The following is a 13,010-nucleotide window of genomic DNA, read 5'->3' as shown; positions in this document are numbered from 1 at the left end:
TTCACTTAAAATACTTCTGATAATCCTCTTCATTTTTAAATTCAATTGGCCCTACATCCATTCGGAATTTCCCGTTCTCATACAATAGTGGTGAAGCCTCTGAATGGTCTTTTGAGTAGCTTTCTACATGTGAAATTTTCATCTCATTTGAATTGGTAAAATCAATATGAGCAATACACACCCAATAAGCATGGTCATTTATTTCTAATAACGGTGCTGTTACAACGCTTCCCATATGATTATCGACAACAGCTTTAGCCCTCATAGAATAGAAACTACCTATTCCATTTCCGACAGCACTATACGCAGCAAATAAAACATATTTTAAAGCTTCTGGTCGGTAAATACGAATTGTTTCTTTTCCTGGCTCTTGCGAATCACCATCTAACACAATATACGGAGAGACTTTAGACGAACCTAGATTTTTATAATAAACCTTTCCTATTTCTCCATTAGTTGTTACGTAAAAACAGTATAAGTCTAAATCTTTATTTGTTTCCCATTCTAAAGTAGCCGTTACCATTTTAGATTTTTGTATATTTATAGATTGTTTTTTCTTCAATTCAACCTTCACTACATTAATAGTTTTTTGTACTGGAGGCGGAGTAGGAACTATTTTCTTCTCTACAGGGGGAGCAGTTTGTTTTTCATCATCTGCGATTTCTATCCCAAAATTTTTACACAATGCAGCTAACCCACCAAAATAGCCAGCTCCAATAGGATTGAACTTCCATCCTCCCCCATGTCGATACAGCTCTCCAACAATAATGGCACTTTCATCTGTAAATGGATGTGTGATAGGAAAATGAATAATTTCTAATCCTGATTGTGCGTTGCTTATTTTCAATTGAATATGTGTAACATCTCGTAGCGCCTGTTTCTTCTCTTCGGCATTATGAATTGTAATCGAAAATACAATCTTTTGTACGTCATCTTTTATATGAGTAAAATCTATTGAAAATCTTTGTTTACTTCCATTTGTGATATTTTGATCTAATTGAACAAATCGACAACTAGAATAAGGTTGTCCATAGAAAACGAAATCCTCTTCTTTAGTAATTTTCCCATTAAAACCTACTAAAAAAGCTGATGCATCTACATCCATATTTATCGGGGCATCCCAAGTTAAATCTACCAGTAATCCTTTCATCTCTGGATGATTCTTTGTGACGTCTATCTTTTGTCCCCTTACTAAAGTATGTATCATCATAATTCCCCCGTCCTACACCTTTAATGTTTTAACATTCAGTTCAATTATACTCCTCTTTAGATTTCCCTTTCTATCTTAAACTATAAAACCATGATAATTGATTATTATCATAAGAGGAAAAATCTATATAAAAACTTATTGAACTAAATACTCTCTATTTAAAATTCTAAATAAATATACTAAAAATGATATCAATATTTCATCAGTAGAGGTCCCTAAAATTACTTATCAACTTTAGCTCCACCAACCATCCCCCCATACCAACCACTACTCTCCTCCAAAAACCCCCTCATCTCCCCACTCCCCTTATAAAAACTCTCCCAACCCCGCTCCCTCAAAATCCCCTTCCAACTATCACTCTCCACCATCCTCTTAATCACACCATCCCAATAAGCAACCTCTTCCTCTGTCATATCTTTCGGTCCCATGATTCCTTTCCAGTGCTGGAAGATGACGTTGATTCCTTGTTCTTTCCATGTTGGGATTTCTGGTAGTCGGTCTAGACGTTTTGGTGCGGATACGGCTAGTATTTTTATTTTGCCGGCTTTGTATTGTTTTTCGGCTTCGGATAGGGTCATGGTTGCGGCGCCTATTTGTTTGTTCGTTAGGGCGTTTATGATTTTTTCTTTATTTTCGTAGACGAAGAATTGTAGTTCGGCTGGGTTTATGCCGAATGCTTTGCTTACTTGTACGAAGGATAGGTGATCGTCGTTTCCTAGGCCGGGGGCAACTCCGATTTTGAAGTTTTTCTTGTTTTGTTTTAGTTGTTTCATTAGTTCGTTTGCGTTTTCTATGTTTGAGTCTTTTGATACGACAACAACTTCCCAGTCCGATGCTAATGTTGCGAGCGGGGTGAAGTCTTTATATGTTAGTTTACTGTGGCCTAGTAGGTTGTTCGTTATGAGTAAGCTTGAGTTAATCGCCAGTACGTGACCACCTTTTTGTTTCGTATATTTCCATCCGACATCACCGCTGCCACCTACTTTGTTTGTGACAGTGATTGGTTTTGTGAAGATTTTTTCTTCTGTTAGTGTTTTTTGCATCGCCCGTGCTGTTAAGTCCCATCCAGCTCCTTGAACGTTCGGCGCAACGATTTCTACTTTGTCGATGTTCACTTTATTCATATGGGATTCTTCCGAGGAACAACCTGCTATTACTCCTGTCATGATCCATATACATAGTAATAATCGTTTTTTCATAGTCCTCTTCCTATTCGGTATTTTCGTTCTGGTCGTCCGATAATGCCGTATGTGTACTCTACTGTGCATTCGCCGGTCGCTACTAAGTATTCTAAATATCTTCTTGCGGTTGTTCTGGAGGCCCCCATTTGTTCGCCCATTTCTTCTATTGTAATGCCCTCTTCGAATCCTTTTATAATCCCTTTCACTTTTTGCAGTGTTAACGGATCTACACCTGTCGGTAAGTTTTTTATGTCTTGTGTTTGCGAAAGGCCAAAGAAGTTATCGATAAGTGCTTGATTCACTTCATTGTTACTATGTAATAATTGCTTCTTTCTTTTATAGTCTTCAATTGTGCGAACGAATTTTTCTAACGTGACCGGTTTTATAAGATAGTTGCTTACGCCGTTTCGAATTGCTTTTTCTAGCATATGGTTTTCATTTGCCGCAGTAACCATAATGACGTCAACGTTTGGAAAATCAGCATGGATTTGTGGTAATAAGTCGGTTCCAATTCCGTCTGGTAAATAATTATCTAATAGAAGTAAATCAATTTCTTCCCTTTGTAGTAATTCCATCGTTTCTTTCGCATTCAATGCTTTTCCAATCACTTTTACGTCCTTTATTTTTGATAAAAACTCTTCCTGAATTTGCGCGACGCGGAAATCATCTTCTGCAATTGCAACCTTCAACATATGCCCATCCCCCTGTTTGTCATGTACTTTCTTTCAATGTTTTCGGAAGGTAAATTGTAAAAATAGCTCCCCCATTTTTCTCGTTTTGAATTTCAATTGTTCCCTCTAGTACATCTACCATTTCTTTCATGTTTGCTAGTCCGTAACCACGATCATTTCCTTTCGTTGAAAACCCTTTTTGAAAAATGGTCGTAATTTTTTCTACCGGTATCCCTGCTCCACTATCTATCACTTCAAACACAATATCGTGCCCAATATCCGTAACGAAGAAGGAAACACTCCTTTCCTCTCGTTCACTCACCGCATCAAATGCATTATCGATTATGTTTCCAAGGATCGTAATAAGGTGCGAAACTTTTATATGGTCTGGTAACGGATGAAGTGCACTATCTCCTTCAATATGAAAATCGATTTTCTTCTCAGACGCTGTTCCGATTTTCCCTAATAAAATAGCTTGTACTTTCGCATCATGAATTTGATGGAATAAAATATGGTTTTGGCTTTGATGAATGTTAGATTCTTGCTGAATAAATTCAATCGCTTCCTTGTAATGTCCTAGCTGAAGTAATCCCGATAAGACGAACAGCTTATTTGTAAATTCATGTGTTTGAGCGCGTAAGTCCTCTGAATACTTTCTTACCTCAGATATTGTATTCACAAGGTTTTGCAGTTCTGTTTTATCTCTAAAACTACATACAACGCCTACCGTACTGTTATTTTCAAGTATCGGCGTCCTATTTAAAATAAACACTTTATCTTGAAACGCGATTTCTTGATCGTTTTCTAGCACTCTTTCCATATTAAATTCTGGTAAAACTTTTGAAATGTGTTGCTGCATATAATCACCATTTACATGAAGCATCTCTTCTGCCGACGTATTCATCATCGTAATAAAACCGTTTTGATCAATGGCGATGATTCCTTCTTTTATAGATAGTAATATCGCACTTCGTTCCCGGTATAACGCTGCAATTTCATTCGGCTCTAAACCGAGTGTATCTTTACGAATGCTACGCGCTAAAAGAATACCACCAACAATTCCAGCTAGTAATACAGCTAAGGAAAAGAGTATAATTTCTTTCGTTCTGCTCAGTATGTTAGATTCAATACCTTTTATTAAAAACTCTACTGTCACAACACCTACTACTTGATCGTAATCTCCGTTATGAACAATAATAGGTGCCTTCGCCATTAAAGCTGGACCACTTGTACCATTTCCTTCGAGTGTATAATAACCACCAAAAGTAAGTGCCTCATAGTTATACGGGTTGTTACTCTTTGTTCCAATCAACTCAGAATTAGAATGGGAATACATAACCCCATAGCGATCTTCCACAATTACATAATCCGCACCAGCTTGCTCGCGAACTTGTTCCGCAATGGATTGGATCGTACTTTTATGCTCATTATTTTGAAAAGCTTCTTTTATAGCTGGCATAAAAGAAAGAGATTTAGCTGTTTGCAGTGCTAACTGTTCCACTTGTCGCTTCGTATCAACGGACTGAATGTAAACAAATATTCCCGTTAATAGGAGAACGACAAATAAAATTAACGCAATAATTAAGCTTACTATTTTCGTTTGTAATGACACTTTGCGTGATTTCTTCATACTTCATATCCTTTGATAAAATATTCAAAACTATCAATCTCCTTTTTCTATTATTATGACAAAACGAATAATGAAGCAACTATTAAAACTCTCCATGTACATAAAGTACAAAAAGAATAAAATTGTCATAATATTGAGATTTCATTCTGTAGACAGTACAATCCAACTATATTGAACACGCTTTCATATATACCTTTTATTTCTAAGCAAGAGGAGGAATTAGTATGGCTCAAGCAAAATCTAATCGAGTCGCCGGCAATATCTTTAAAGGTTCTGTCGGTAATTTAATTGAATGGTATGACTGGTACGTTTACTCTGCTTTCGCTGTTTACTTTTCAGCAGAGTTCTTTCCTAAAGGCGATCCAACGAGTCAGTTACTAAACACAGCAGCTATTTTCGCAGTTGGATTTTTAATGCGCCCTATCGGAAGTTTATTAATGGGACGCTATGCGGATCGGCACGGACGCCGGGCAGCATTAACGCTTTCCATTACGGTTATGGCCGGTGGTTCCTTAATTATCGCCTGTACCCCTAGTTACGAAAGCATCGGGATTATGGCACCCATTATTTTAGTTCTTGCCCGTTTACTGCAAGGTTTATCACTTGGCGGAGAGTACGGAACTTCCGCAACATATTTATCTGAAATGGCTAGTAGTGGTCGCCGTGGCTTTTATTCAAGTTTCCAATATGTAACGCTCGTTGCCGGGCAAATGGTTGCGTTAGGCGTTCAAATTGTTCTTCAGCAATTGCTAAGCGAACCCGATATGAAAGCTTGGGGCTGGCGCATTCCGTTCATTATTGGAGCGATGGGCGCAGTAGCTGTATTATGGCTTCGCCGCACGATGGATGAATCGGAGCAGTTCGCAAACATAAAATCACAAAAACGCGAAAGCGCAGGAACCGTTCGCGCTCTTATGAAACACCCGAAAGCAGTATTAACAGTAGTCGGCCTAACATTAGGAGGCACTGTTGCATTTTATACGTACACAACATATTTACAAAAGTTCATGGTAAACACAGTCGGTCTTCCGAAAGAAGTTGTAAGCTGGATTAACTTTGCCGCACTACTTATTTTCGTCGTACTTCAACCAATTGCTGGGCTACTATCCGATAAAATTGGACGTCGCCCATTATTAATGGCATTCGGTATTCTTGGAACATTACTAACAGCACCGATCTTCTTCTTCATGGAAAAAACGACAGAACCAATCGTAGCATTTTTACTCATGATGGTCGGTCTCATTATCGTTACTGGTTACACTTCTATTAACGCAATTGTAAAAGCAGAACTCTTCCCAACTGAAATTCGCGCACTTGGCGTAGGTTTACCATATGCACTAACAGTTGCGATATTTGGCGGAACAGCTGAGTTCATCGCATTATGGCTAAAAAGTATCGGAATGGAATCACTATTCTACTTCTACGTAGCTGGATGTATCGCGATCAGCTTTATTACGTATTGGCGTATGGATGAGTCATCGAAGACTTCGCAGATTGAGGCAGAGCTTGGTGGTGGGGACAATTTAGTTAATAATAAATCTAGTTAAAATGATGTATTCTATAATCTTCGTTTATCTGAACTCGATTTACTTTATCTAAGAAGGCATAATTCATTAAGATATAATTTAAAAACCTCTACTTATATGTAGGGGTTTTTGTATGACGAAAAAACACGTATTATCGACAATTGCAAAAAGCCGGAGATTTTGCCAATGTAGAATCCATTGGTACTCACACCATGCGAAAAACCTTCGGCTATTGGTTCTATAAACAAATAAAAGATGTTGCTATGTTACAAGAAATTCTTAACCATAGCACACCACACATCCCCCTGAAACATATTGGAATTAATAAAGAAGAAAAAGATAATATTCTTGATACATTTCAAATTTAATTCACTTAAAATTACTATTTCAATCATCATAAAAAAGACCTTTTATTTTAAAATAAAAGGTCTTTTTTATAAACATATATGTATTAAGATTTATATTTTTTTACTGTACAAGGAATAGTTACAATGTACAAATCAATAGCATAGATTGTAACACAGATACCTTTACCTTCAGCTTCTAACTTTTTATCTAGTTGAGACAAATGCTCTGAAACTTTTCTTTTTCCCCATCTTCTAGGAAACCATTGAAAAACCTTAGGAACATTATATTTTTTATTATACCAAGTATTCAATCTCCAAAAAATGAAAAAAACCAAAACAATAATTATGATACGAAAAATATCAGAATATGAAATTCCTAAAATCATATTATATTTTCTCCATTTTCACTAAAACTCAGATAATTTACTTCTTAATTCTAATTCATCCTCTGTTTCGAAACCCTTAAATAATAAATGAATTATTTGATTATGATTAAAAAACACATTATATTCTTTTGATAAATTACCATGAGGATATGGACAAGAAACATAATCGCATAATTTATTATCAGCTTGTTGTTACTTTCTTCCATAAATCATAAGAGGTTGATTAATTTCTTCTATAAGAGCTACAGAACCAATTGGTAATAATTAGCCTCCAATTGGAAAATAAGAGACGAACAAAGATAATCTACTCAGCTCCCTTAAGGTTTTAATAGTTTAATATTTGATTTTCAAGTTTGCCTTCACAAATTCCTGTTAACACTGATAATAAGAAAAACAGGCCGTAAAACGGGCGATCAATTTGATCATATAGGTCATACGCTTCGCCAAGTGGAACATCCGAATCATGTGGTTGTTCCCCTGTAACAATTACTAACAGCGCGTAGAAAACATTTGGATAAATAAGAGGCAAATAAATGATTAAAAAGTTGTAACCCCTACTATAAGAAATACTATTATTACTAAAGGAAGAATGATAATCATAAAGGATATTATTATTGTTAATAATGCTTTCCATGCTGAAAATTGGTGTGCTTCTCCTAAACATTTTAAGGAAATAATGATTGTCCAAATTCCAATAACTATATCAATTATGGCAAAAATAAGAAACAAAATCGTTAAAGTTATGCTACTCTCCATTTTCGGTGTCTCACTCGTAAAGTTTTCTATCCCAAACAAGAAAAATGAAGGCACCCAAACTAATATAAGAGAATAAACGTAAGGGATATAAGAATAGGCAACTGCGTAACGTGTTTTTTCAAAGGTACCTTGTCCACCAAGTTTTTTTGCCACCCAATTAAATAACGCTGGTAGCAAAAAATAATAAATTAAGAAAGCAACGAAGGTACCGAATATAACCATTGAGATTATTGAAACTGGACTACTTATTGAATCCCCCATATTTTTAGAAGATGCTCGATCTAAAGTCTGTACGAATGAGCCTAGTAAAATGAGTAAAAACACATTCTTTGGTTTGGATATAAAAATTTCTTTCATTGTATCACGTGGTTTTGTCCAAATGGAGAACCAAGGATTAAGCGCACGTTTAAATTGATTTTCTGGAGTTTCCATATAAAAAACATTCCCCTTTCTTAAAACATATTAAATGTAAATCCCTAATTATCCCAATTATGTACATATAAATATTAAAGCATAAATAGTCGATTATTTAAATGTAAATAATCAATTATTTAATTTCATCTGAAACTTAGGGGGAGTGCTTCTTAGCAATTACCTCTATATTTTCTTACATTTTTAACTATGGGCTGATTAGTTACTTTCATTTTTGAGTACCTCACATTCTTTAATACACGGGATAAACAGCTATAATCTTATCATCAATAAGAACAAACCTAATTTCCATTCCTTCAGATGTTTTACCACAATATAATCTTCCACTTATACATCTTTTATTGCTATAAGCCTCGTAAATGGCTTCCATAAGAAGAATGCAATTATACACTTGAAATGCAACAAATCCTCTTTAAAAGCCTATACGTATTTTCCCTCCATCTTCTATATGCTTACGTAAATAATAATACTTATGCAGTTCTATAATCATATAAAACAAAGCAAACGAAAACACTGTGCATGCAGACATAAATACAATTGCCCCCATCTGTTGTGTTGCAATGCTAAGAATTATATTAGCAATTAACTGCCCCGATCCAGCTGCAATAGCTGCTACTTTTACACCACCAGTTCCTTTCGATGATTTTGATTTTTTTCTTGGTTCCTGAAGTTTTTCAATATGATTTTTATAAAAATGATACAAAGCGAAACTATACAAACCAAATGAAAGAATAAAATAGATGGGAGTTTGTAATTGTAACACTTCATAAGCATATTTTTGAGTTATAACTAATAATCCGACTGAACATATGGCGCCATATACTCCTCGAAATAGAGTGTATTGTAACTGTCGTTTCCGAGGATTGATAGCAATCCATATCGCCCACAAATTTAAAAAAACAACTGGAGGAGTTACTACATATACATAGAGTAATCGAAAAGGATTCGCAAAAGCAGGCAAAAGAACAAACACATCTGCCCCCAAAAGGACAAGACCAATTACGTGGACTCTTATTTCATTTACAGGATAAAGAGCCATATAATGTGCAAAAGCTTTCTTATTAAAATCTAGACTTTTTTTCATGTTAATTAAACCACCCCGCTACTGTTCCAATCAGTAAAAGTTTCATAACTATTCATTCTCTCCCCCTAAATTTATCCATAATATTATGAGCAACTATATTCCATAGTAAAGAAAGTACGGTAACAAAAAGTACAGCTAAAGAAAAATAAATCCTATCCTTCCATGTATCATGTACAATCATGCCTAGTATAATCATTATTAACGCACCAACACATATAACTATTTTTGAAAATTTTCGCATTCTATTATCTCGCTTCCTTCTCAAACTTAAATGAAACTCCTGCGGAATCTATAACCATACCCACCTATTACAATCTCACCTTTGGAACTTATATCATAATCACCTAATACAGGTATATAATTAGGTATCTTAATTTTAGTAATTTCCGCTTCATATGTTTGTAACACTATCAACGTTTCAAATGTCCTTTATACATTCCTTATTTAACCCCAAAACATTAAAATATGAATATTATAAAAATTAACTATCTACTTCCCATCAAAATTACGGTAATCCTATTAAGCCTGGGATTACTCCTTCTACCTTCGCCCATTCAAACGAGCACTCAACTAACATTTGATTCTTACACTTAATTCTTAATAAACCTTCTTCTATCGTATTTATTTCAAAATAATCAATTATATTTTCTGTCCCTAAACCTTTTATTGTTAAATTATGAATAGTAAAGAAAGATATCTCTACATAAATTACATCCCACTTATCCCATCTTTTTGGCTTGTTTTCAACATTTTCCTTTGTCATCAATTGAATAACTAAAGTAGGACCATCTCTTTTAAGACGCACATCTAATAACTCTGATTCTTCAAACTTTGGTATTTTCCCAAAAATACTAATTAACGCTTGTGGATTTAAAAATTTAAATTGATCAATCATTTTTATACTTCCTATTTTTTATTTCTCTTCTCAAAATAATAATGATCCTCCATACGATCTACCTGTCCTGTTCGTGTATTGTATTCAGGTCTTACATTATGATGCGGTGACTGATCTCCAATTCCACCTTCTCCAAACTTATGACCCTCTGAATGATCTTGAATTATAATTTTTTGACCTTTTACTTCATATGTAAATTCTCGAGTTATAATAGGCTGTTTATTATCATTTAATATCCTTTTACCATTACTATCTGTTAATGGTACCATTTTTTGACTAATCGGGTGTTGAAATCTAGGTATATTTAATTGTCTTTTAATTTCTTTTAAACTAGCTCCCCTAGATTCATGAGAATTTTCCCCCTCAATCTTCTTAACTTTGAGATAATATTAAAAAGACTTATGCGTAATTCACATAAGTCTTACTTTTGTTACTCATAATTAATTATTCGTCCTCGTCTTCAAACTCATATAAGCTATCAAGTAATTCTGCAAAAGATGAACAAACAGGATAGATGGATTCTTCCATTTCTTCTTCCTCATGGTCCCAAAATACGACTGTTGGTGACTGAGGATTATTTCGGTAATCAAAGCATAGAAGGTTACCAAACGGGCCTCTAGCAAAAGGATATACTTTATCTACCAATCTATCTTTTATACTATTATATGTTTGCAGCATAGAAATTTTTCTCTCAGAGTCTAAGGTTAAAAGGTTATTAAGTGAATCTTCATCCTGATTAGGAATATTGAATGTATCTGGAGTAGGATAGCCACCATCATATTTCTTTACACACTCAATAAAATCATTAGGAAATTTAATACCAAAGTACTCTTCTAATTGTTCAATTTGTTCATCTGTAACTTTTTTCTCACTTACATTAATCCATGTAATGTTGTTCATAATTATAAACCGCCCTATCTTTTCCTCAAATTTTATATCCACCTGTATGACCAGTATCGTGATGTATCTGATAATCTACAAGTTGTATTCGACCAGGTTCCTGATTATGAAAGATTTAAAATTAATTCTGCTAAACTATCACAGATTACTTCGAAGCTTCCGCTTTCATAAGCTTCTAATTTTACTTGTCCATTTTCATTATCTACAACTACCAAGAGACCATTGAATTCCATACCAATAGGAATATTATTCAGTTGATTATCATGTGCGCCTTGGTACCCTTGTAAAGATACATAAAAATCATGCAGTTCAATTCCTGGTATAACAGAATTTAATTCAAAATCATAACCTAAATAATTACCTCCTAAGTCTAAAAACCAATAAGAATTATAATATTCTTTAATTGAATTATATAATTGTATCCCCAAATCTTTTTCTATATTAGAAAAATCATGAATTATATTTTTTTCTAACGGTTTCCAGAATACGTATCCCTCTATATCTGGTTCTCCTTCATAGATAAAAGCCTCTGCTTCTTCTATCCATAAAGATTTTGGCAATGAATTATTACAATCTTGCCACTCTCTAATTATTTTATCAAAACAATTTTTCATTTCATTTTTCATTTTTTTATTTACCGCCTAATGTATGATGTTCAATAAATTTCTGAAGCATTTCTACATATCCTGCATCTTTTCCCCCATGCTCCAATCGATTTTTCTGCGTTATGAATCCCTCCAAAACCAGGATGTAGTGGCAGCGGAACACCAACAGCTTGACCACCACCAATATGGTGATGGACTAATTTAGTTCCACGTAATCCAGTAAAATCATATTGTAGAAATTCCCCTCTAAATCGTTAAGGATTTAGAGAGGAATTTCTTTATCACATAAGTAATATCATTTCTTATTAAATTTACTGTGTATCAGTTCAAAGAATTTATTTGTACCAAGTGAAATTGCGCCAATAATAAGAACACCAATAATAAAATAAATCTTTTTAAATAAGTTGTAAGGAGATAAAATAGCAACTACAAGAAGTATTATAATTGCAACGAATGTGACTAATTTCCCAACTTTAAATGCTTGCATATCAGCTTTCCTCCTTCTGGATAAAAACAGCCAATATAGTCATACATCACAGGTTCTTTAACCATAAGTTTTTGTTTCCTTCCATAAATCACAATACTTAAAATTCAATAAACCTCTTTAAAAGGTTTCATGTGTTCTACCCCCATCTTCTATATGCTTCCTTAAATAATAGTACCTATGGAGTTCCATAATGAAATGAAACAACATAAACGAAAGCATGGAGTATACACACATTAATACAATTGCTACCATCTTTTGCGTTGCAAAACCAAGACTGATATTAGCAATGAGTTGACCCAATCCTACAAAAGCCACTACTCCAAAACCAGAGTTTTTTTTCAATGTTTTTGATTTTTTGATTGATTCCTGAAGTTTTTTAATATGATTTTTATAATAATAATACAAAGCAAAAATATACAAACCAACCGAAAAAATAAAATAGATAGGAGTTTGTAATCCTAACATTCCATATGCAAACTTTTGGGTTATAACTAATAATCCTACTGAACATACGATGCCAAATACCCCACGAAATAGAGTGTATTGTAATTGCCGCTTCCTAGGATTTATAACAATCCATATTGCCCATACATTTAAAAAAGCAACTGGTGGAACTATTATGTACATATATATCGGTTGAACAGGATTTGCAAAAGCAGGTAAAAGCACAAATATATCTGCTATCCCAATCACAAGAGTAATTACAGTCGATCTTATACCACTTACAGCGTAAAGAGCCATATAATATTCAAAAGCTTTCTTATTAAAATCTATACTTTTTTTCATGTTAATTAAACCACCCCGCTACTGTTGACTAAGTTTTTTTCACACCCGTTTTCACCATATCTTTAATACTATCATCTTCACCATCATCATCTAAATCAACATCCCATTTCACAC

Annotated in this window: 14 protein-coding genes and 5 pseudogenes; 2 read left to right on the top strand and 17 right to left on the bottom strand. The window is 34.2% G+C overall.

Annotated features, from left to right (window positions below; translation table 11 throughout):
* Position 1: 1 nt before the first annotated feature.
* From NST86_RS04885 to NST86_RS04870, 4 genes are all read right to left on the bottom strand, one after another.
* Positions 2-1,207 carry a TerD family protein gene (locus tag NST86_RS04885; RefSeq protein ID WP_061664131.1) on the bottom strand — a complete coding sequence of 402 codons (1,206 nt, stop codon included), beginning with the start codon at positions 1,205-1,207 and terminating at the stop codon, positions 2-4.
* 224 nt (positions 1,208-1,431) lie between these two features.
* Positions 1,432-2,409 carry a tripartite tricarboxylate transporter substrate binding protein gene (locus tag NST86_RS04880; RefSeq protein ID WP_061664132.1) on the bottom strand — a complete coding sequence of 326 codons (978 nt, stop codon included), beginning with the start codon at positions 2,407-2,409 and terminating at the stop codon, positions 1,432-1,434.
* A complete protein-coding gene (locus NST86_RS04875; protein WP_061664133.1) occupies positions 2,406-3,083 on the bottom strand; it encodes a response regulator in 678 nt (225 codons plus the stop codon). Before NST86_RS04875 ends, NST86_RS04880 begins: the two co-directional genes overlap by 4 nt.
* A gap of 19 nt (positions 3,084-3,102) precedes the next feature.
* On the bottom strand, positions 3,103-4,692 hold the full coding sequence (locus NST86_RS04870) for an ATP-binding protein (RefSeq protein ID WP_061664134.1): 1,590 nt from the start codon (positions 4,690-4,692) through the stop codon (positions 3,103-3,105).
* A 224-nt stretch (positions 4,693-4,916) separates the two neighbouring features.
* Here NST86_RS04870 and NST86_RS04865 point away from each other — a divergent pair, with 224 nt between their 5' ends.
* Positions 4,917-6,239 (top strand): MFS transporter, encoded by a 1,323-nt coding sequence (locus NST86_RS04865; RefSeq protein WP_061664135.1) that lies wholly within the window; start codon positions 4,917-4,919, stop codon positions 6,237-6,239.
* Between the two features lie 131 nt (positions 6,240-6,370).
* Positions 6,371-6,586: pseudogene (locus tag NST86_RS04860) on the top strand (tyrosine-type recombinase/integrase); the annotation flags it as partial.
* Between the two features lie 83 nt (positions 6,587-6,669).
* Here the strand turns inward: NST86_RS04860 and NST86_RS04855 are convergent.
* The 13 genes and pseudogenes from NST86_RS04855 to NST86_RS04795 form a co-directional block, all read right to left on the bottom strand.
* Positions 6,670-6,951: a hypothetical protein gene (locus NST86_RS04855; RefSeq protein ID WP_061664136.1), complete on the bottom strand. Its 282-nt coding sequence runs from the start codon at positions 6,949-6,951 to the stop codon at positions 6,670-6,672.
* A 21-nt stretch (positions 6,952-6,972) separates the two neighbouring features.
* Positions 6,973-7,164 (bottom strand): annotated as a pseudogene (locus NST86_RS04850) (DUF4176 domain-containing protein).
* A 324-nt stretch (positions 7,165-7,488) separates the two neighbouring features.
* Positions 7,489-8,139: a Yip1 family protein gene (locus NST86_RS04845; protein ID WP_000449724.1), complete on the bottom strand. Its 651-nt coding sequence runs from the start codon at positions 8,137-8,139 to the stop codon at positions 7,489-7,491.
* Positions 8,140-8,551: 412 nt separating this feature from the next.
* The gene (locus NST86_RS04840; RefSeq protein ID WP_061664138.1) at positions 8,552-9,223 is read right to left on the bottom strand and encodes a hypothetical protein; all 672 of its coding nucleotides are present in this window, start codon (positions 9,221-9,223) and stop codon (positions 8,552-8,554) included.
* 505 nt (positions 9,224-9,728) lie between these two features.
* Positions 9,729-10,118: an immunity 50 family protein gene (locus NST86_RS04835; protein WP_016078029.1), complete on the bottom strand. Its 390-nt coding sequence runs from the start codon at positions 10,116-10,118 to the stop codon at positions 9,729-9,731.
* An 11-nt stretch (positions 10,119-10,129) separates the two neighbouring features.
* A complete protein-coding gene (locus tag NST86_RS04830) occupies positions 10,130-10,387 on the bottom strand; it encodes an HNH/endonuclease VII fold putative polymorphic toxin (RefSeq protein WP_061664139.1) in 258 nt (85 codons plus the stop codon).
* A 175-nt stretch (positions 10,388-10,562) separates the two neighbouring features.
* Positions 10,563-11,018 (bottom strand): SMI1/KNR4 family protein, encoded by a 456-nt coding sequence (locus NST86_RS04825; RefSeq protein ID WP_061664140.1) that lies wholly within the window; start codon positions 11,016-11,018, stop codon positions 10,563-10,565.
* A 25-nt stretch (positions 11,019-11,043) separates the two neighbouring features.
* A pseudogene (locus NST86_RS04820) lies at positions 11,044-11,127 on the bottom strand (HNH endonuclease); the annotation flags it as partial.
* Positions 11,123-11,644 carry a SecY-interacting protein Syd gene (locus tag NST86_RS04815; protein ID WP_000787238.1) on the bottom strand — a complete coding sequence of 174 codons (522 nt, stop codon included), beginning with the start codon at positions 11,642-11,644 and terminating at the stop codon, positions 11,123-11,125. The gene NST86_RS04815 and the pseudogene NST86_RS04820, both read right to left, overlap by 5 nt.
* Before the next feature lie 29 nt (positions 11,645-11,673).
* A pseudogene (locus tag NST86_RS04810) lies at positions 11,674-11,814 on the bottom strand (hypothetical protein); the annotation flags it as partial.
* 104 nt (positions 11,815-11,918) lie between these two features.
* Positions 11,919-12,110 carry a hypothetical protein gene (locus NST86_RS04805; protein WP_001147554.1) on the bottom strand — a complete coding sequence of 64 codons (192 nt, stop codon included), beginning with the start codon at positions 12,108-12,110 and terminating at the stop codon, positions 11,919-11,921.
* Positions 12,111-12,121: 11 nt separating this feature from the next.
* Positions 12,122-12,214 (bottom strand): annotated as a pseudogene (locus NST86_RS04800) (DUF4176 domain-containing protein); the annotation flags it as partial.
* Between the two features lie 13 nt (positions 12,215-12,227).
* Positions 12,228-12,896 (bottom strand): hypothetical protein, encoded by a 669-nt coding sequence (locus NST86_RS04795; RefSeq protein ID WP_061664141.1) that lies wholly within the window; start codon positions 12,894-12,896, stop codon positions 12,228-12,230.
* Positions 12,897-13,010 lie beyond the last annotated feature (114 nt).

This window comes from Bacillus sp. FSL L8-0199 (assembly GCF_038005705.1).
Taxonomy (GTDB): domain Bacteria; phylum Bacillota; class Bacilli; order Bacillales; family Bacillaceae_G; genus Bacillus_A; species Bacillus_A cereus.
The sequence above is the reverse complement of the archived record's forward strand: the minus strand, read 5'-3'. Positions and strand labels throughout refer to the sequence as shown.